Origin of the sequence: Gordonia sp. HS-NH1, assembly GCF_001418765.1 — a bacterium.
Lineage (GTDB): Bacteria > Actinomycetota > Actinomycetes > Mycobacteriales > Mycobacteriaceae > Gordonia.
This window is the reverse complement of the sequence record NZ_LIYC01000011.1, coordinates 106,179-126,184: the sequence shown is the minus strand read 5'-3', so window position 1 is coordinate 126,184 and position 20,006 is coordinate 106,179. Positions and strand designations below refer to the sequence as shown.

The 20,006-nt window shown below is 68.3% G+C and carries 19 protein-coding genes; 16 read left to right on the top strand and 3 right to left on the bottom strand.

Annotated features, from left to right (window positions below; genetic code table 11):
• Positions 1-241: 241 nt before the first annotated feature.
• From AMD30_RS10625 to ahcY, 11 genes are all read left to right on the top strand, one after another.
• On the top strand, positions 242-622 hold the full coding sequence (locus AMD30_RS10625) for a hypothetical protein (RefSeq protein ID WP_010842187.1): 381 nt from the start codon (positions 242-244) through the stop codon (positions 620-622).
• A gap of 8 nt (positions 623-630) precedes the next feature.
• Positions 631-942 (top strand): YbaB/EbfC family nucleoid-associated protein, encoded by a 312-nt coding sequence (locus AMD30_RS10620; protein WP_010842186.1) that lies wholly within the window; start codon positions 631-633, stop codon positions 940-942.
• 58 nt (positions 943-1,000) lie between these two features.
• Positions 1,001-1,309: a type VII secretion target gene (locus AMD30_RS10615; RefSeq protein ID WP_010842185.1), complete on the top strand. Its 309-nt coding sequence runs from the start codon at positions 1,001-1,003 to the stop codon at positions 1,307-1,309.
• A 14-nt stretch (positions 1,310-1,323) separates the two neighbouring features.
• Positions 1,324-2,652 (top strand): hypothetical protein, encoded by a 1,329-nt coding sequence (locus tag AMD30_RS25000; RefSeq protein WP_055475616.1) that lies wholly within the window; start codon positions 1,324-1,326, stop codon positions 2,650-2,652.
• Positions 2,649-2,960, top strand: coding sequence for a PE domain-containing protein (locus tag AMD30_RS10605; RefSeq protein WP_014927793.1), 312 nt, complete (start codon positions 2,649-2,651; stop codon positions 2,958-2,960). The genes AMD30_RS25000 and AMD30_RS10605 overlap by 4 nt, the downstream gene beginning before the upstream one ends.
• Before the next feature lie 73 nt (positions 2,961-3,033).
• The gene (locus tag AMD30_RS10600; protein ID WP_055475599.1) at positions 3,034-4,092 is read left to right on the top strand and encodes a PPE domain-containing protein; all 1,059 of its coding nucleotides are present in this window, start codon (positions 3,034-3,036) and stop codon (positions 4,090-4,092) included.
• Complete coding sequence (locus AMD30_RS10595; RefSeq protein WP_055475598.1) at positions 4,089-4,952, top strand: ESX secretion-associated protein EspG; 864 nt, start codon at positions 4,089-4,091, stop codon at positions 4,950-4,952. Before AMD30_RS10600 ends, AMD30_RS10595 begins: the two co-directional genes overlap by 4 nt.
• A 118-nt stretch (positions 4,953-5,070) precedes the next feature.
• Positions 5,071-5,394: a WXG100 family type VII secretion target gene (locus AMD30_RS10590; RefSeq protein WP_014927790.1), complete on the top strand. Its 324-nt coding sequence runs from the start codon at positions 5,071-5,073 to the stop codon at positions 5,392-5,394.
• A 45-nt stretch (positions 5,395-5,439) separates the two neighbouring features.
• Complete coding sequence (locus AMD30_RS10585) at positions 5,440-5,742, top strand: WXG100 family type VII secretion target (RefSeq protein ID WP_010842179.1); 303 nt, start codon at positions 5,440-5,442, stop codon at positions 5,740-5,742.
• Between the two features lie 312 nt (positions 5,743-6,054).
• The gene (locus tag AMD30_RS10580; protein WP_055475597.1) at positions 6,055-7,614 is read left to right on the top strand and encodes an amino acid permease; all 1,560 of its coding nucleotides are present in this window, start codon (positions 6,055-6,057) and stop codon (positions 7,612-7,614) included.
• A gap of 108 nt (positions 7,615-7,722) precedes the next feature.
• On the top strand, positions 7,723-9,192 hold the full coding sequence (ahcY, locus tag AMD30_RS10575) for an adenosylhomocysteinase (protein WP_010842176.1): 1,470 nt from the start codon (positions 7,723-7,725) through the stop codon (positions 9,190-9,192).
• A gap of 108 nt (positions 9,193-9,300) precedes the next feature.
• Here ahcY and AMD30_RS25405 read toward each other — a convergent pair whose 3' ends face one another.
• Positions 9,301-9,816: a hypothetical protein gene (locus AMD30_RS25405; protein ID WP_084817239.1), complete on the bottom strand. Its 516-nt coding sequence runs from the start codon at positions 9,814-9,816 to the stop codon at positions 9,301-9,303.
• A gap of 358 nt (positions 9,817-10,174) precedes the next feature.
• A complete protein-coding gene (locus tag AMD30_RS10565; RefSeq protein WP_035717169.1) occupies positions 10,175-10,828 on the bottom strand; it encodes a dTMP kinase in 654 nt (217 codons plus the stop codon).
• 89 nt (positions 10,829-10,917) lie between these two features.
• Here AMD30_RS10565 and mtrA point away from each other — a divergent pair, with 89 nt between their 5' ends.
• Genes mtrA through lpqB form a run of 3 tightly spaced genes read left to right on the top strand, consistent with a single transcriptional unit; the run spans position 10,918 to position 15,013 of the window.
• Positions 10,918-11,604: an MtrAB system response regulator MtrA gene (gene mtrA, locus AMD30_RS10560; protein ID WP_091344371.1), complete on the top strand. Its 687-nt coding sequence runs from the start codon at positions 10,918-10,920 to the stop codon at positions 11,602-11,604.
• Positions 11,601-13,277, top strand: a complete 1,677-nt coding sequence (gene mtrB / locus AMD30_RS10555) for an MtrAB system histidine kinase MtrB (RefSeq protein WP_055475595.1) — start codon at positions 11,601-11,603, stop codon at positions 13,275-13,277. The genes mtrA and mtrB overlap by 4 nt, the downstream gene beginning before the upstream one ends.
• A complete protein-coding gene (gene lpqB, locus AMD30_RS10550; protein ID WP_055475594.1) occupies positions 13,274-15,013 on the top strand; it encodes an MtrAB system accessory lipoprotein LpqB in 1,740 nt (579 codons plus the stop codon). Before mtrB ends, lpqB begins: the two co-directional genes overlap by 4 nt.
• A gap of 60 nt (positions 15,014-15,073) precedes the next feature.
• Here the strand turns inward: lpqB and AMD30_RS10545 are convergent, their stop codons facing one another.
• Positions 15,074-15,745: a ComF family protein gene (locus tag AMD30_RS10545; RefSeq protein WP_055475615.1), complete on the bottom strand. Its 672-nt coding sequence runs from the start codon at positions 15,743-15,745 to the stop codon at positions 15,074-15,076.
• 388 nt (positions 15,746-16,133) lie between these two features.
• Between AMD30_RS10545 and hpf the strand changes: the two genes are divergently transcribed.
• A complete protein-coding gene (gene hpf / locus AMD30_RS10540) occupies positions 16,134-16,955 on the top strand; it encodes a ribosome hibernation-promoting factor, HPF/YfiA family (RefSeq protein WP_010842170.1) in 822 nt (273 codons plus the stop codon).
• Between the two features lie 177 nt (positions 16,956-17,132).
• Positions 17,133-19,952: a preprotein translocase subunit SecA gene (secA, locus tag AMD30_RS10535; RefSeq protein ID WP_055475593.1), complete on the top strand. Its 2,820-nt coding sequence runs from the start codon at positions 17,133-17,135 to the stop codon at positions 19,950-19,952.
• Positions 19,953-20,006: the final 54 nt, after the last annotated feature.

Sequence of the window (20,006 nt, the reverse complement as noted above, 5' to 3'; positions counted from 1 at the left end):
GTCCAGGTCCGGACGACATCCACAGACCGTCTCACCGCACACGTTTGGCATCCCGCATCGCTGGTGTGGTGGCGTTCACGCGAGTATGGCAGTATCAGGCACTCCACACATGTGCGCAGCGGGGTGCGCGGATCTTCACGGATCCGCATGTGGGAGGTCTGGTTCCATCGAACGAGAATTCGATGGAACCGAAAGGGGCCCCGGCTGCGTCTTATTCGGCGTGAAGGGGGTGCAGCTTTCCATGACCTACTCCGATGATCCTCGGGATTCCGTCGACGGTGATGCCGGCGACCCGTGGGCCGTGATGCACGAGTTCACGACCGCACGGTCCCGATCCGGCGGCCTCGGCGTCCGGACCACGGCACAGGGGTTGCCCGTTGCGGTCCGTATCGAGCCGTCCGAGCTCGACAAGGACCCGGCGCTGCTCGCCGGTGACATCCTTCGGCTGTGTCAGCAGGCGGCGATGTCCGCCGGTATCCGACTTCGGGAGAATCTCCTGGCGTCCGGCATCGACCGTGACCTCGTGCAGGAGATGCAGCTGCCGCGTCCGGACGATCTCGCGCGAGCCGAATGGCGCGACGACGAGGAAGCCGACGCACCCGCGTCGTGGTTGCAGCGATGAACTGGGCAATGGACGAACTCGAGGCGCGCGCGCAGCGTCAGCTCGACGGCCTGCACGATTACCAGGAGAAGTTGCGTGCCATCACGGCGCGTGAGACGTCCGCCGACGGACTGGTCACCGCGGAGGTGGACGGAAAGGGCGCGCTCGTCGATCTGCGATTCGCCCACGGCGCCAACGAACTCGGCGCGAGCCGCCTCGCCGACCAGGTCGTGACGACCGCCGCCCTGGCCGCGCAGAAGGTCTACGCCCGGATCGCCGCGGTGACCGAGGAGTTCAACGAATCGTTCGGCGACATGCTGGCCGCTCGTCCGGCCGAATGACGGACCCGGCCGATACAAGATCGTTCCATCAGACTGACAACCACGAGGGGGTTCGAGAATGACGAACGTCAAGGTGACGCCGGAGGTGCTAGAGGGCTTCGCCGCCACGAATGCCGCGATGGCGACCGCCGTCGGTACCGCGGGGTCCATCGACGCCGCGGCCAACACCGCGGCGATGGTTCCCGTCTTCGGACTCATCGGTCAGGAGTTCCTCGCCGCGTTCATCGCGGCGCAGGCCAGTCACCTGATGTCGGTGGGAGAACTCGCCGCCGTACACGCCGCCACGGCCGCGTCGACTGCCGCGGGCCTCGCCGAGTTCGAGGGCACTGACGCCTCGAGCGCCGCGGCGATCCGCTCGGTGCTGTGACGGTCCCACCGCCGATGCCGGCACCACTGCCGGGTATCCCGGATGTGCCGGCGCTGAATCACATGACGGTCCAACAGATGATCGAGGCGACGCCCCTCGGGCCGATCCTGGACCGAACCGTCGCCGACGTGCTCGGCGGGATGGGGCTGCCGCCGCTTCCTGTCCTGCCGCCGCTGCCGCCGATGCCGGGCCTGCCTCCGCTGCAACCGCCGAATCTCGACATGTTCATCAAACCCATGACCGATCTGCTGGGCGGATTCGGCACGGGTGATCTCTCCGGCGGGGGCTTCGATCCGACGATCATCTTCGAGAGCCTCACCAAGGTGCTCGAGACATCGATGACGATGGGGCAGAGTGCCCTCAAGCTCGCCGATCAGCTGTGGACCGGGCAGGGCGCGGTCAGCGCCGGCGCCAAGACCGCCGAGGCAGGGGCCAACAGCTCGGCTCTGGCGACGCAGGGATCGGGGATCTCGCTGGACACCAAGACCGCCGCCGCGATCGTCGCCAAAGGACTCGCGGTGGTGCAGGGGATCATTGCGGCCACCATCGCGAAGATCACCAGTATGGCGGTCCCGATGATGATGACACCGGCAGTCGGTGCGGGTTTCGCGGCCGCGGCCGGATTCGCCTCCATCGGACTGTCTCAGGCGACCGCCGCGGTCGCAGTCACACGGGCGGAGCTACTCGGCCCGACAACCGCGATGGCGGTGAACGGGGCGCCGGTCGCGGTCACCGGTGCACCCACCGCCGGCGCCGGACAATCGCCGTTCACGCTGGCGAGCTCGATTCTCGACGTCGTGTCGCCAGCCATGTCCACGGCCACCGAACTGCCGACCTCCCTGATGCAGCCGATCAGCAAGATGCTGAACGTCGACCACGAGTCGCCCGCCGTTGTCCCAGCAGCGCTGACACCGAAAGCCAAAGGCGGCGGTGGCGGCGGTGGGGGAGGCGGTGGCGGTGGTGGCGGCGGCATCGGCGGCGTCGGCGGAGTCATGACGCCGCTCAGCGCTTCCCGCCCGACCGTCCCGACGAACTTCTCGCTCTCCGAACCCGCGCTCGGCGGCGCGTCGAGCGCCCGGCCGATGACGGCGACGCCCGCGGCGATGCCGATGGGCGGTGCCCCGATGGGCGCGGCCGGAGCCCGCGGCGCGGGCGCGTCGGACGATCAGCACGCCGTACCCGACTATCTCGTCACCGAGGACAACGGCCGCCGCGTGGTCGGCGACTCGCCGGAGGTCGCGCCGGCGGTCATCGGCTACGAGGAAGCTGCCGAGAGCGATCCGAGTCCGGACATCGAACTCCGACTGGGTGTGCCCGGTCCGAAACGAAACGAGGAAGTATGAGCAGCTCGCAACTCCGCGTCGAACCCGCCGAATTGATCTCGGCGGCAAGCGACCTCGACCGGATCGCGGATCGTCTGGAACTGGCGCTCACCGGCGCCGGTCGCTCGCTGACGGTCGCGGCGCAGGGCCGCGACGAGGTGTCGGCCGCGGCCGCGGCGAGTTTCAGTGCGGTTGCCGCGAGTTTCGAAAAGGACACCGCGACCGGCGTTCTCGAGATGCGGAAGATCGCGGCCGTGCTGCGTGCACAGGCCGCCGGCTTCATCGAGGGCGACGCCGAGGCGTCGGACGCCTTCCGAGTGGCGCTGTAGGCGTCGTCAGAACCACCCGCTCAGCAACGTCGCTCGCCACCGACATCGCACCGGCGCCCGAAGGGAGGCACTCGTGATCGGTTTCACCGGAGTCAACTGGGACGCACGTCCGACCGAACAACTGGCCGCCGACCTCGGTGCCGGCCCGGGCCCCGCACCGTTGGCGGAGGCCGGTATGGCGTGGGCGGCCCTCGCGACCGAGATCGGGGAGGCCGGGGTCGAATTCACCGCGGTACTGGCACGCCTCGGCGTGCACTGGCAGTCCGCGCACTCCAGTGCGGCATTCGAGAAGCTCACACGGCTGGCACCGTGGTTTGCCGAAGTCGCGTCCGAGGCGGTCGAGAATGCCGCGCGTGCTGAATCCCAGGCCGCGGCAATCACCGTCGCGCGGCTGAACATGCCCGACCTCGCCGAGGTCGACGTCGTCGAGAAGCTCCACACGATTGCCACCACGGCCACCGCGATCGCTCCCATCATCGCCGGGGCAGCCGCCCAGGCCGAGCGTGCGGTCGCGCACCAACGTATGCGCGCCGCACGCGTGATGCAGACCTATGAGAGTGCCGCCGAACCGGTTGCCACGCCATGGAAATCGGCGCGGCCGGCACCGGGGCTCGTGTCCGGTGACGCACTCGCGGCCGAACAGGCGGCGGCGACGCGCGAGTCGGCACCACCTCCGGCTCCGGTGTCCACCGCGCCGCCGATCGCCGCGATGCCCGTGGGCGTCGGGGGAGTGTTCACACCACCGCCCGAGAAGCTGAGGTACGCACCGACGATCGTGGCCGGCGTCCAACCGCAGGTGGCCACCACGACTCCCGGCGGCGCACCGGTAACGTCGGCACCCGGCTCGGGTCCCGGCGTGCCACCGCCCGTGGCCCCGGGCGTCGCGACCGCGGACCGCGGGGCGGTTGTCCGCACGATCAGCGCGGACGCCGCTGATCTCGACTCGCCCGACGAGTCGACGTCCTCGGCAACCGAATCCACCGAACAGGGGGCCACGTGGGCCGACCTGGCCACGTCGGATCGCCCTGCCGCGCACTATGTCTCGGCCCCGGACAGGGACGGCCACACCGACGTCGATCCGCGATACCTGTCGGAGACATTGATGCTCGGCGCCCCGGGTGAACACCGATGATGCCCGTGACGTACGACGCCGGGATGGCGTTCGACGCCGCGATTCTGCGTAGGCTCGGCGAACGTTTCGGAGTCCAGACCTGGCCGGTCGTCCTCGACCTCGGCGACCTCGGCGAGGTTCCCGCCGCCGACACGGAATCCGGCGCACTCGCCGAACCCGAAGCCGAAGCCGAAGCCGACGCAGACGCAGACGCAGACGCGACGATCGCGTCGCTCGACCTCGTCGAGCACGGTGAACCGACCCCGTGGGCCTCCGCGGTGCTGCGCGTGCTGGCACAACCGCAGCGCGAGATCGAGATCCGTTCCTACTCCGACGGGTTCGTCCGACGAATCTGTCTGGCGCGCAACGGTCACGACCACGTACTCGCGGCGCGGACCGGCTCTCGCGTCGACGTCACGGTCGTCGATGTCCCGGACGTCGACGCGCTCGCGACTGCCGTTCGAGCGCAATTCGCCTCATCCGGATCCGACGAGGCGTCGCCGGCCGACTTCACAGCCTTCTCGGCTCCGTCCGACGAGGTCATCGACAGGCTCGGACGGTGCCGGACCGGCGTCGAGACGACCGACGCCCTGCACGCGCTGGGCGCCAACCCGGCCGACGCCGCCATCGTGTCGGCCGCCTTCGCGTCCTGCCGGACGCGCACCGAGATCGTCGCCTCGATGAACGAGGATGGACGATTCGCTCAATCTTCTGGAGCTGTGGCAATTTTCGACACCGAACGGGGTCGAATCGTGTCCAGTCCCAGCAAGTCCCCGGACGGTCGGGTGTGGACCACCTTCTCGCCGGGAACGGGTCATCGAATCGCACAGGCGATCAGCCTGTTGATAGAGACCCTGCCCGACGGGAAATGGATGCCATGATCCGCATCGGGGGATTCCGCGGAACAGACCGCCGCGGGAATCAACTGTCAGGGGTATCTGTGTCACGGATACCAACGGGGGCATCGCCAAACGGTGCCGTTACACAGGAGGAGCACTCATGCTGAACTTGCCCGGAGCAGGCGGCGGCGCCGGCGTCACCGTGAACGTCGCGGACGGACAGGCCACCGCGGCCAAGGTAGGCAGTCTTGTCGAGGACATGAAGGCTGTCATCAACCAGATCGCCCAGCACGCCGGCAATGCGACGCCGACATGGCAAGGTTCGGCCGGTGTCGCGTTCGACGGTACGCACACCGACTGGAACAAGGCCGCGCTGACGATGAACCAACTGCTGGAACAGATCAAGACCCAGCTCACCAACGGCTTCGCCGGATACGAGGACCAGGACGCGGCGGCGGCGCGCGGACTGAACACCAGCGTCTGACACCGGCCCGCATCCCGCACTTCACGTTCTGCGAAAGGAACCACCATGAACGGCTCGATCAACTACGACTTCGCCGCTCTCGGCGATCTCAGCGGCGGCCTCCGGGCTGCCTTCACCCGGCTCGAGGACCTCAACACCCAGCTGAAGGCGCAGGTCGCCGCACTCGACGGAAACTGGAACTCGCAGCAGGCGAAAGCCGCCTACGTCGACGCGCAGGGCGCATTCGATCGGATCTTCACCCAGTCCCGTGACTCGCTGACCTCGCTCGAGCATGGTGTCACCAACGCCAGCCGCGTCATGCAGGACACCGACGCCGCGATCGGCACGGGTTTCCGCGGTCTCGTCTGATCGACGGACCATCCCACCGTTCGACGCCGGACGGGGACTTCACAGTGCTCGATGCCGTGGGGTCCCCGTTCGCATCGGTACCCGTCCGGTTCGGCGGCGTGCCGCCCCGCCGGGCTGTCCGGGGAGTTTCCGGTGACGGGTTTCCGGTACCGGGTCGATGGGAACAGAACCCCACTGCCGTCAGACACGCATTCGCGGATGCGCTTCGTTCCGAACATCGTTCGGATAGCGTAGGTACCCGCTTCGTGCGCGTTCGTCGCGAGGACCGCGGCGGGCAGTGACCCTGTTCCCGCCGGACCATGGGAGGACCCGATGACCAGCCCGTTCAGGCGCGTCAAGTCGGTCGAGCAATCGATCACCGACACCGACGAACCAGACACCAAACTCCGTAAAGACCTCACCTCGTGGGATCTCACCGTTTTCGGTGTGGCCGTCGTGGTCGGTGCCGGAATCTTCACCCTCACCGCGCGCACCGCGGGCAACCTGGCCGGACCGTCGGTCTCGCTCGCGTTCGTCCTCGCTGCGATCGCGTGCGCGCTCGCAGCGCTCTGCTACGCCGAGTTCGCCTCGACCGTGCCCGTGGCCGGCAGTGCGTACACCTTCACGTTCGCGACGTTCGGCGAGTTCATCGCATGGATCATCGGCTGGGACCTCATTCTCGAGTTCGCCCTGGCCGCCTCGGTGGTCGCCAAGGGATGGTCGCTCTACCTCGGGAACATCATCGGCACGTCGGCGTCGATACAGATCAGCGATTCGATCAGTTTCGACTGGGGTGCGGTCCTGCTGATCGCGGTCCTGACAGTGCTGCTGGCCCTGGGTACCAAGTTGTCGTCGCGAGTGTCGCTGGTCATCACCACGATCAAGGTGTTCGTCGTCCTCCTGGTGATCGTCGTCGGCGCCTTCTACATCTCCGCGGAGAACTACGACCCCTTCGTCCCGCCTGCCGCCCCGCCCGCCGAGGGTGAGTCGGGTCTGCATCAGACGCTGTTCTCGGCGCTCACCGGTGCCGAGGGAAGCACATTCGGGTGGTACGGCCTTCTCGCCGCCGCGTCGCTCGTGTTCTTCGCCTTCATCGGTTTCGACGTCGTGGCCACCACCGCGGAGGAGACCAAGAACCCGCAGAAGGCGATGCCGCGTGGCATCCTCGGGTCGCTGGCGATCGTGACCGTTCTGTATGTGGGCGTCAGCCTCGTCGTGTCGGGCATGGTGCGCTACCCGGAGTTGGCCGACCAGACGGACCCGGCGACCGGGGAGGTGACCGGTTCGACCCTGACCACCGCCTTCGAGTACCACGGCGTGACGTGGGCGGGCTGGGTCATCGATTTCGGTGCCCTCGCCGGTCTGACAACGGTGGTGATGGTGCTGATGCTCGGTCAGACCCGCGTCGGATTCGCCATGGCACGCGACGGATTGCTGCCCCGGTCGCTCGCGCACACCGGCAAGCGGGGGACACCGGTGCGGTTCACCATCCTCGTCGGCGTCGTGTCGGGTGTGCTGGCGGCCTTCTTCCCGATGGGGACCTTGGAAGAGATGGTCAACATCGGCACGCTCTTCGCGTTCGTGTTGGTGAGTGTCGGAGTGATCGTGCTGCGCCGGACGCGGCCCGATCTCGAGCGCGGCTTCCGCGTACCGCTCGTTCCGCTGGTGCCGATCCTGTCGATCCTCGCGTGCCTGTGGCTGATGCTGAATCTCTCGGTGGAGACCTGGATTCGATTCGTGGTGTGGATGGTCCTCGGTGTGGTCCTGTATTTCGCCTACGGGTACCGCAAGTCGGTCTTCGCGCGACGCGAACGCGGCGAGCTCATCGGGCAGACCGCCGGGTCTGCCGGCGGGGAGCCCGCCGCCGAGGACGGTCCGTCCCGCGACGCCTGAGCTCCGACGCCCCTGCCCCTCGGAACCGCCAGGTCGTTCCGATAGCCTGGATCGAACGCATACGCGCCTGCATCGCCGGGCGCCCGACGCGAACGACAAGGGGATCAGATGACGACTGCTCAGGACGAGCTGAAGGCCGACAGCCGCAACGGAATCGACTACAAGGTGGCCGACCTGTCCCTCGCGGACTTCGGCCGCAAGGAGATCGAGCTCGCCGAGCACGAGATGCCCGGACTCATGGCACTGCGTCGCGAGTACGCAGACGTGTTGCCGCTGAAGGGTGCTCGCATCTCCGGCTCGCTGCACATGACCGTGCAGACCGCCGTTCTCATCGAGACCCTGACCGCGCTCGGTGCGGAGGTCCGCTGGGCGTCGTGCAACATCTTCTCCACCCAGGACCACGCCGCCGCGGCGATCGTGGTCGGCCCCAACGGCACCCCGGAGGAGCCGAAGGGTGTACCGGTCTTCGCCTGGAAGGGCGAGACCCTGGAGGAGTACTGGTGGGCGGCCGAGGAGATGCTGACCTGGCCCGGTGAGCCGGCGAACATGATCCTCGACGACGGCGGTGACGCGACGATGCTCGTGTTGCGCGGCGCCGAGTTCGAGAAGGCCGGCGTGGTCCCGCCCGCGGAAGACGATCACCCGGCCGAGTACAAGGTGTTCCTCGAACTGCTGCGCAAGCGATTCGAGACCGACAAGGGCAAGTGGACCGCGATCTCCGAATCGGTCCAGGGAGTCACCGAGGAGACCACCACAGGCGTCCTGCGGTTGTACCAGTTCGCCGCCGCCGGCGACCTCGCGTTCCCCGCGATCAACGTCAACGACTCGGTCACCAAGTCGAAGTTCGACAACAAGTACGGCACCCGTCACTCGCTGATCGACGGCATCAACCGCGGTACCGATGTTCTCATCGGCGGCAAGAAGGTGCTGATCTGCGGCTACGGCGACGTGGGCAAGGGATGCGCCGAGTCGCTCGCCGGCCAGGGCGCCCGTGTCCAGGTCACCGAGATCGACCCGATCAACGCGCTGCAGGCGCTCATGGACGGCTTCGACGTCGTCACCGTCGAGGATGCGATCGGCAACGCCGACATCGTCATCACCTCGACCGGCAACCTCGGCATCATCACCCTCGAGCACATGCGAGCGATGAAGCACCAGGCGATCCTCGGCAACATCGGTCACTTCGACAACGAGATCGACATGGCCGGACTCGAGCGGTCGGGCGCCAAGCGCATCACCGTCAAGCCGCAGGTCGATCAGTGGATCTTCGAGAACGGCAAGTCGATCATCGTGCTGTCCGAGGGGCGACTGCTCAACCTCGGCAACGCGACCGGCCATCCGTCGTTCGTGATGAGCAACAGCTTCTCGAATCAGGTCATCGCCCAGATCGAGCTGTGGACCAAGAACGACGAATACGACAACGAGGTCTACCGACTGCCCAAGCATCTCGACGAGAAGGTCGCGCGGATCCACGTCGAGGCGCTCGGCGGCAAGCTCACCAAGCTCACCAAGGAGCAGGCCGAGTACATCAACGTCGACGTCGAGGGTCCGTACAAGCCCGAGCACTACCGCTACTGATTTAGTAGCTAGAAAGGGAGCCCCACCGTGCCGGTGGGGCTCCCTTTTTCGGTTCGGTGCCGACAACCGAGGCGGCGATCGAGGTGCCGGTGATCAGGTACCGATGATTCAGGCGCCGATGTCGGGTTCGGCGTCGGGGCAGTAGATCCACGAACCCTGCTCCTTGAGGAACCGCTCCCGCGACTTCTCCGAAGCCGTTCTCTCCGTGCCCTTCTCGAGGTGGGATACGACCTCGGACTGGGCGACGTCGCCGTCGAAGACCGTGTCGAGGAACCCGTCGAGGACGATGTCTCCGCCGTCCGAGGGCGGTGCACCGGTGATCCGGTCCCGAGACTGGGTGCACACCGCGGCGCGCATTCGGCCGACGTCGCGCGCGTTGCGGGCGGTGATGTAGGCGAGGAGGGCCGCGCGGATCTCCGTCAGCGCGGCGGAATCGGCCGACTCCGGCTCCGACCCGGTCCCGCTCGGGGACGGGTCGCTCGACGTCGAGGTCGGGTCCGACGACCGGGTCGACGCACCGGCGACCACGGAGTCGTCCGACGTCGACCTGGTCACGACGACGGTCACCACCAGTGCGATCACCGCCACCACCGCGACGCCGCCGAGCACCCACGCGACGATCACGCCGGTGTTGCGGGGAGGCCGCGGCGGAGGCCCGGGCGGGCCGCCGAAGCCAGGGCCCCCGGGCCCCTGCGGGCCGTACTGTCCGGGAACGAACGGGGGACGGCCATACGAGACGCCGGGAGGCGGCACCGGTCCGCGGACGGGTGGGCCGTACCCACCGGGTCCCGGTGGACCGGGGTGGCGACGTCTGAAGCCCTGCTGACCCGGACCCTGCTGACCCGGCCCCTGCCGCCCGGGGCCTCGCGGACCGTACGGCGGCGGTCCGCCACCGGGTGGAGGTGGCTGATAGGTCATCGAACGCCTTCCGAAATCGTTGGCCCAAGGCTATCGAAACGGTGCGGCGAGAGCATCGAACGTGTCATTCGGTCGGTGCCGTCCGGCCGGTGCCGAGATCATCGGCCAAGTCGTCGATGTTCTCTCCGTCGAACCGGTACCAGGGCGACATCCAGGCGGAGTCGGCGAGCTCGCGGTAGACGGCGTCGACGCGGCGCTGGAGTGCATCGTCGCGCTCGTAGGCGTCCCGGGCGCGAGTGGCGTCCTGCTCGGCGCGCGCCGCGGCGCGGCGCATCGCCACCTCTGGTGAGACGCCGAGCAGCACCTGGCGGTCGGGGACGGGCATGCCGAATCGCCCGAACTCCAGATCGACGACCCAGCGCACCACCTCACCGCCGGCGTCCTGCCCGAGCCGCGCCGCGTTGTAGGCGGCGTTGGAAGCGACATAGCGGTCGAGGATCACGATGTCGTGGGTCTCGGTGGCGGCACGGATGTCGTCGGCCGCGCCCGCCCGGTCGAGGGCGAACAGCAAGGCCATCGCGTACACGCTGTCGCGGAGGTCGCCGTGCGAACCGTGGAGGGCTTCGGCGGCGATGTCGGCGGTCGCGGACCGGCCGTAGCGCGGAAAGGTGAATGTCGCGACCCGCAGTCCGGCCGTCGACCACCGGTCGATCAGACCGGTGACCAGAGTGTTCTTGCCGGCGCCGTCGAGTCCTTCGACGGCTATCAAATGACCCACGCGGGGGAGTCTAGGTGCGAGTGACCAATCGGGTCAGAAGGCCGGTCCCGGCGCGTCGATCACCACGGTTTCATCACGGTGATGTCACCATTGACAACATGAAGCCCCGCATCCTTGTCGTCGACGACGACGCCGCGCTCGCCGAGATGCTGACGATCGTGCTGCGCGGAGAGGGTTTCGAGCCCTTCGTGGTGGGCGACGGGACGCAGGCCCTGACCGCCGTCCGGGAGATCCGTCCGGACCTCGTGCTCCTCGACCTCATGCTGCCCGGCATGAACGGCATCGACGTGTGCCGGGTGCTGCGCGCCGATTCCGGTGTGCCGATCGTGATGCTGACCGCGAAATCCGACACCGTCGACGTCGTGCTGGGCCTCGAGTCCGGCGCCGACGACTACATGGTGAAGCCGTTCAAGCCGAAGGAACTGGTGGCCCGGGTGCGCGCTCGACTGCGCCGGACCGACGAGGAACCAGCCGAATTGCTGTCCATCGGACCGGTGGAGATCGACGTGCCCGCGCACAAGGTCACCCGCGACGGTGTGCCGATCTCGCTGACCCCTCTCGAGTTCGACCTGCTCGTCGCCCTCGCCCGCAAACCGCGGCAGGTGTTCACGCGCGATGTCCTCCTGGAACAGGTGTGGGGATACCGGCATCCGGCGGACACTAGACTCGTCAACGTGCATGTCCAGCGGTTACGCGCCAAGGTCGAAACCGACCCGGAGAACCCCGAGGTCGTCCTGACGGTGAGGGGGGTCGGCTACAAGGCCGGCCCGCCGTGATCGGGCGATCTCGACGACGGGTCAACAGCACTCTCGGACGCTTCACCCGCACCGCCGGCGCTGTCGGACGTGCCTTCGGGCACATCTGGCGGCGCTCGCTGCAGTTGCGGGTCGTCGTGTCCACGTTGGTGCTGTCGGTCGTCGTGCTCCTGGTACTCGGATTCGTGTTGGTCTCTCAGATCACCGACCGGTTGCTCGACGTGAAGCTGGCGGCGGCGACCGAGGAGATCGACCGCGCCCGCATATCCGTGGAGCGTGATCTCTCGAGCGGCGCGGGGAACATGTCGGTACAGAACCGCCTGCGCCAGACTCGATCACTGCTCACCGACCGGGATGCCGACACCGGCCAGGCGTCGGGCACTGTCGGCGCGTTCGACACCGTGCTGCTGGTGCCGGGCGGCTCGGACAACGGCGTCGCCAGCGGCGTCGGGCCGACCGCGGAGGTGCCGTCGAACCTGCGCGACATGGTGCGCGGCGGGCAGGTGGCCTATCAGTACACCCAGGTTCCCGACGGCACCGGCGGGCGGGCGCCCGCGCTGATCGTCGGCACGCCGACCAATGCGTCGGTCCCGGGCTTGGAGCTGTATCTGGTGTTCCCGCTGACCGCCGAGCAGAACACCCTCGACCTCGTCCGCGGGACGTTGCTGACGGGCGGCATCGTGCTGCTCGGGCTCCTCGCCGCGATCGCCTGGCTGGTCTCGCGGCAGGTCGTCATCCCGGTGCGTTCGGCCTCCCGGATCGCGGTGCGCTTCGCCGACGGGCGGCTCAAGGAACGAATGCCGGTTCGCGGCGAGGACGACATGGCACGCCTGGCCATGTCGTTCAACGACATGGCCGAGAGCCTGTCCAAGCAGATCACCCACCTCGAGGAGTTCGGCGGTCTGCAGCGCCAGTTCACCTCCGACGTCAGTCACGAGCTGCGCACCCCGCTGACGACGGTGCGGATGGCCTCCGACGTGCTCTACGAGGGCCGAGACGAACTCGACCCGGTCCGTAAGCGCTCGGTGGAGCTGCTCGACAAGGAACTCGATCGATTCGAGACGCTGCTCAACGAGCTGCTCGAGATCTCCCGCCACGACGCCGGTATGGCCGAACTGGCCGCCGAGCGAATGGACATGGCGATCCCGATCGACGGTGCGTTGGCCACGGTCGGCCATCTCGCCGAGGAGACCGGCACCGAGCTCATCCTCGACCTCCCGGCCGAACCGGTCCTGGCCGAGATCGACCCGCGTCGCGTCGAGCGCATCCTGCGCAACCTACTTGCCAACGCCATCGACCACGGTGAGCGGAAACCGGTCACGCTCACCATGCGTTCGGATGGTGACGCGGTGGCGATCACCGTGCGCGACCAGGGCATCGGCCTGCGTCCGGGGGAGGAGAAGCTGGTGTTCAACCGATTCTGGCGTTCCGACCCGTCCCGGTTCCGACGCTCGGGCGGTACCGGGCTCGGGTTGGCCATCAGCATCGAGGACGCGCGCCTGCATCAGGGTCGGCTCGAGGCGTGGGGCGAGCCGGGCAAGGGTGCGTGCTTCCGGTTGACCCTGCCGCTCGTGCGGGGTCACAAGGTCCTCGGCTCGCCGTTGCCCCTGAAGTCGGTGGGCACTGTGCAACGCACGTCCACCCCGAAGACCACCGGGCGCGCTCCGGCGGGGCCAGGAGTGGGTGCCGAATGACCCGGTCATCGCGCGGAGTTCTCGCGGTGGCACTGGCCGTCGCGGCGCTGCTCCTGGTCGCCGCATGCGGTGCGATCCCCAACGACTCCTCACCGCAGCCCATCAAGTCGTTCGAGCGGGAGGGCGCGACCAACGCGGTCCCGGTGCCACAGTCCGACATGGATCCCGAGGCGCTGGTCCGGGCCTTCCTCAAGTCCACCGTCGACCCCGAGTCGGCGCATCGCGCGGCACGGGCGTTTCTCACCCCGGTCGCGTCCCAGCAGTGGGACGACCGCGGGGATGCGCTGATCGTCGACGAGATCAACACCTTCGTCGACCAGCGCAACGAGGACTCGGTGCGGATGCGGTTGATCGGCGACAACGTCGGGACCCTCAAGTCCGACGGCCAGCTGCTGCCCGCCTCGGGGCGGGTGGAGACCAGCATCAGCCTCACGCGCTCGGGCGACCAGTGGCGGATCGACGGGCCGCTGCCGACCGGCACGATGATCGACCGCGACCAGTTCGACAACACCTACCGCCCGGTGTCGCTGTACTTCAGCGACCGCACGGGGCGCCGGCTGGTGCCCGACCCGCGCTGGCTCTACGCCGGACAGGCCACCGACCCGACCGTCCTGGTGAACCGGCTGATCGCCGGTCCCGCAACGGATCTCGCGGCGGCCGTGGACAGCGGCTTCCCCAACGACGCCGCACTGCGGGGCCCGGTGGTGGGCTTGGCCGGCGGCGGGGTGCGGGTGGACCTCGACGGCATCGGGAGCGCGCCGGCCCGCGACCGGACCGTGCTCGCGGCACAGATCATCTGGACCCTTGACGGCGCGGACATCTCCGGGCCGTATGTCATCGACGCCGACGGCGCCCCGCTGGCCGCCGAGCGCGCCTCGGGCTGGCAGACCGCCGACGTGCGCGCCTTCGACCCGAACTCCGTACCGACGACCGACGTCGGGCTCAACATCGTCGCCGGCGGGGCCCTGCGCGCGGTGACCGACACCGCGACCGTGGCCGTCCAGGGACCGTTGGGGGCCGCACGCGACGTGCGTTCGGCGACCATCTCAGACACCGGCGTACGGGTTGCCGCGGTCCGTGGCCCGTCCGGTCCCGACCGTAGGCTCGAGCTGGTGATCGGCGACTACGGCGGCGACGTCGGGCCGATCGTCGGTGGCTCCTCCATCACCCGGCCGTCGTTCGGTTCCGACGAGAACACCGTCTGGGTCGTCGTCGACGGCAGGCCGGTCCAGTGGCAACGCGACGACGACGGCACCCAGACGGTGCCCGTCGAGGCGTCGTCGATCCCGACGGTGGCGCGCGGGGCGATCACCGAGATGCAGGTGGCACCGGACGGTGTGCGAGCCGCGCTGGTGGTCGGCGGCCAGATCGTCTTCGCCGTCCTGTCGACCAACGCCGAGGGCCAGGTGTCGCTGACGAGCCCGCGGATCGCGGCCTACAACATCGGCAATCGCGCGGTCTCGGTGGACTGGGCGTCGCCGACGACGCTGATGATCGCGCGGGAGGCGCCGGAATCGCCCGTCGTGCAGCTGTCGATCGACGGCACCCCGGCGGTGGGTTTGCTGAGCGGGAACGTGTCGCCGCCGGTGCGCGCGGTGGTCGCCAACACGTCCACGATCTACGTCGGCGATCAACGTGGGGTGCTCCGGCTCGGCAGCAGCAACGGACAACCCGACCAGTACTGGACCGAGGTCGAGCCGGCGATGATCGAGGGCGCGATCCCGGTCCTGCCCTGAGGCGCAGGTCGCCCCAGCGTGGATCCATGTCAGGTGGCGCTCCTGTCGCGCCGACGCGAGTCAGGCCGCCGCCAGCACGACGACGGCCACGACGTCGAACCCGTTCTCGGACAGCACGCGCACGGACTCGGCCGCGGTCGCGCCGGTGGTCAGCACGTCGTCGACCAGGATGGCGGCGGCCCCGCGGGTGGGTGCGACGCCCGCGCGCAGCCGCACGGCGCCGCGGAGATTGCGGGCGCGCTCCCGGGCGTCGAGTCCGGCGGAGTCCCGTGCCGTCGCCGAGGTCCTCAGCAGCGGTGCCACCTGTACGCGTCGGCCGAGCGCCGGTGCCGCATGCGTCGCCACCGAGGTGACCGGGTCTCCACCGCGGCGTCGGGCGGTCATGCGGCGCGTCGGGGCCGGGATCAACAGCATCCGGTCGGCGTCGGGCAGCTCGCCCCAGCCGGCGAGCACGCGGATACCGCGTGCGAGTGCGGCGCCGAGTGGCCGCGCGAGATCGCGCCGGTCGTGTTCCTTGATCGCGATGATCGCCTGCCGGTACGGACCGCGGTACCGGCCCAGCGCCCACACCGCGACGCCCGCCTCCACCCGCGGATGGGCGGCGACCGGCACGTCGGACAACGCCGCCTCGCACCGCCGACACCACCCGGATCCCGGGCGTCCGCACCCGCCGCAGAGCACGGGGAACACCAGATCGGCACCCGCGTCGAAGACCTCCCGCCGCCATGTCACGCGCCGACGGTAGAACACCTCGCAACGGTGTGACGGGATCCCGGCTCGGGTGTGGACAACCGGCGCCGGGGCTCGGCCGGAGCACGAAACCGTCGCCGATCCGGATCGACTGAGACCCGGCGACCCCGATCGTCCCGACATGCCGACGCGGCACCGGCAAAACGTGGCCGATACCGGAACTTGCGGCTACGGTCGGGGGTACAGCAGGTTGCCGGTGGCCCTCGAGGCCGGTGCCGGCCACGACCGCTTCTGCCGGAGGTGATGCCCCTGTCGCCAGAGTGTCAGCTGTCAGCTGACATGGACACATCCTCGATGCCGTTCGAATCATCAGTGCGACAACAGATCACGATGGTTCAACCGGTTTCGGGACAATTCAGGAGGTAGTTGAATGTCCACAGTCATCCACCGCAAAGGCCAGCGCGAACCGAAAACCGCCGACCCACGACCGACCGTGGAGGAGGGCCTCGCGCCCGACCGCCGGCAAGCCGAGAACGATTCCTACGACCCAGAGTTCGCCTTCGTCCGCCCACCGGGAACGAAGGAATCCGACGATCCAGCCGAACCAACAGCGAAGGTCGTGTTCAGCGGCCGCAACGTCGAGATCCCCGACCACTACCGCATCTACGTCGGTGACAAGCTCGCTCGCCTCGAGCGATTCGATCCGACCATCTACCGATTCGACGTCGAGCTGAACCACGAACGCAACCGGAGACAGTCCAAGGTCTGTCAGCAGGTGGAGATCACCGCGACGGGCAAGGGGCCGATCGTGCGAGCGCAGGCCTGTGGCGAGAACTTCTACGCCGCGCTCGAGCACGCGCTGGACAAGGTCGAATCCCGACTACGACGGGTCAAGGACCGGCGGCGTGTCCACCACGGCAACCGCCGGCCGCTCTCGGTCGCCGAAGCCACCGAGATCGGTGCCCCGCCCCTGCGCGACAATCAGCTCTCGGTCGACGGCTTCGTCGGTGATCCCGGGGCCGATTCCGCACGTGCCGCCGATCAGTGGGACGACGGCGTGGAGGATCACACGCCAGGTCAGATCGTCCGCGTGAAGGAACACACCGCGGTACCGATGACCGTCGACGACGCGCTCTACGAGATGGAGCTGGTCGGTCACGACTTCTTCCTGTTCCACGACAAGGAGACCGACAAGGCGTCCGTGGTCTACCGCAGACACGCCTTCGACTACGGGCTCATCAGGTTGACGTGAACCCCGGGCGGGCACCCGTCGGCGGTCACCCGGTGGGCATCCGACGTCCACCTCGTCGACCCAGCTGACGGTCCGATCAGGGTCTGCTCAGCTCACATCGCTACCATGGGATCCGGTCTGTGCGTTCGCGCGGGCCGGATTCCGTGTGTTTTCTACAGGTGAGGGACTCGATCCACGGTGCTGAACAAGCTGTTGCGTGTCGGCGAAGGCCGCATGGTCAAGCGACTCGATGCGATCGCATCGCACGTCGAGACGCTGTCCGATGACGTCGAGGCGTTGACCGACGCCGAGTTGCGTGCCAAGACAGACGAGTTCAAGGAGCGGATCGCCGACGGGGCGTCGCTCGACGAGCTTCTGCCCGAGGCGTTCGCGGTGGCCCGCGAGGCCGCGTGGCGAGTCCTGGACCAGAAGCACTTCCACGTCCAGATCATGGGTGGCGCGGCGCTGCACTACGGAAACATCGCCGAGATGAAGACCGGTGAGGGCAAGACGCTCACCTGTGTGCTCCCGGCGTACCTGAACGCACTCGCCGGGGACGGCGTCCACGTCGTCACCGTCAACGACTACCTGGCCAAACGTGACTCCGAGTGGATGGGTCGCGTGCACCGGTTCCTGGGTCTGGACACCGCGGTGATCCTGACCGGCATGAGTTCGGCCGCACGTCGCGAGGCCTACGCCGCCGACATCACCTACGGCACGAACAACGAGTTCGGCTTCGACTACCTGCGCGACAACATGGCGCATTCCCTCGAGGACCTCGTCCAGCGCGGCCACGCCTTCGCGATCGTCGACGAGGTCGACTCGATCCTGGTCGACGAGGCCCGCACGCCGCTGATCATCTCCGGCCCGGCCGAGGGGTCGAGCAAGTGGTACACCGAGTTCGCCCGGATCGCACCGCTCCTCGAGCGCGATGTGCACTACGAGGTGGACATCAAGAAGAAGACGGTCGGCGTCCACGAGGCCGGCGTCGAGTTCGTCGAGGATCGCCTCGGCATCGACAATCTGTACGAGGCCGCCAATTCGCCCCTGGTCAGCTATCTGAACAACGCGATCAAGGTCAAGGAGCTGTTCCAGCGCGACAAGGACTACATCGTCCGCAACGGCAACGTGATGATCGTCGACGAGTTCACCGGCCGTGTGCTCGACGGGCGTCGCTTCAACGAGGGCCTGCATCAGGCCATCGAGGCGAAGGAGGGCGTCGAGATCAAGGCCGAGAACCAGACGCTGGCCACGATCACGCTGCAGAACTACTTCCGCCTCTACGAGAAGCTGGCCGGCATGACCGGTACCGCCGAGACCGAGGCCGCCGAGTTCGACCAGATCTACAAGCTCGGGGTGCTGCCGATCCCGACGAACAAGCCGATGATCCGCAAGGACCAGGGTGACCTGATCTACAAGACCGAAGAGGCGAAGTTCGCCGCCGTGGTCGACGACGTCACCGAGCGCCATGAGGCGGGCCAGCCCGTCCTGATCGGTACGACGAGCGTCGAACGTTCGGAGTACCTGTCACGCCAGCTCAAGAAGCGCGAGGTGCCGCACAGCGTCCTGAACGCGAAGTTCCACGAGCAGGAAGCGCAGATCATCGCCGAGGCGGGTCGGCTCGGTGCGGTGACCGTGGCCACCAACATGGCCGGTCGCGGCACCGACGTGGTGCTCGGCGGCAACCCCGACATCATCGCCGACACCCGGCTGCGCAAGGCCGGACTCGACCCGGTCCACACCCCGGACGAGTACGAGGCGGCGTGGGACGAGGCCATCGAGGTCGCCCGCAACGATGCCGCGAAGGACGCCGAGAAGGTCCGCGCGGCGGGCGGGCTCTACGTGCTCGGCACCGAACGCCACGAGTCGCGCCGTATCGACAACCAGCTGCGCGGTCGCTCCGGCCGTCAGGGCGACCCGGGCGAGTCACGGTTCTACCTGTCGGTCGCCGACGAACTCATGCGCCGGTTCAACGGCGGCGCGCTCGAGGCGATCATGAACCGCCTTCCCGACGACGTGCCCATCGAGGCCAAGATGGTCACCAAGGCCATCCGCAGCGCTCAGACGCAGGTCGAGCAGCAGAACTTCGAGATGCGCAAGAACGTGCTCAAGTACGACGAGGTGATGAACGAGCAGCGCAAGGTCATCTACGCCGAGCGCCGCACGATCCTCGAGGGCGAGGATCACCACGAGCAGGTCAAGGAGATGGTCTCCGACGTCGTCGGAGCCTACGTCGACGGCGCGACGGCCGAGGGCTACGCCGAGGACTGGGATCTCGACGAGCTGTGGTCCGCTCTGCGCGCGCTGTATCCGATCGAACTCGAGCCGAAAGATGTCGTCGGCGAGTCCGAATACGGTGAGCGCGATGACATCTCGGCCGAAGAGTTGCGGGAGAGGCTCGTCGCCGACGCGCGCGCCGCCTACGACGCCCGTGAGAAGCAGATCGACTCGATCGCCGGTGAGGGTGCGATGCGCCAGCTCGAGCGCAGCGTGCTGCTGAGCGTGCTCGACCGCAAGTGGCGAGACCACCTGTACGAGATGGACTACCTGCGCGAGGGCATCCACCTGCGTTCGATGGCCCAGCGCGACCCGGTCGTCGAGTACCAGCGCGAGGGCTTCGACATGTTCCACGGCATGCTCGAGGGCCTGAAGGAAGAAGCGCTGACCATCCTGTTCAACGCGCAGGTGCAGACCGAGCAGCCGGCCCAGCAGCAACCGCTCCCGAGCGCGGCGGATCTGCGAGCGGCAGTCGGCGCGGGCGCCCCGGCGCCCGTCCCCGCGGCCCCGGTCGCGGACTCGGGTGCGCAGGCCCCGGCCGCCCTGCGGGCTCCGTCCCAGTCCGGTGACCCGGCGGTCACGTACTCCGGTCCGGGGGAGGGCGGCGGTACGGTCGTCCATTCCGAGGAAGAAGAGCTCTCGGGCGCGGCGGAATCCGCCAGCCGCCGTGAGCGTCGCGCCGCGGCCCGCGCGAAGGGGGCACGGCCCAAGCCCCCGAAGTCGAAGAAACAGCGCCGCTGACGAGCAGTCGGCCGCCGGTGGCCGGTCCCGGATTCTCCGAGGGTCGACCGCCGG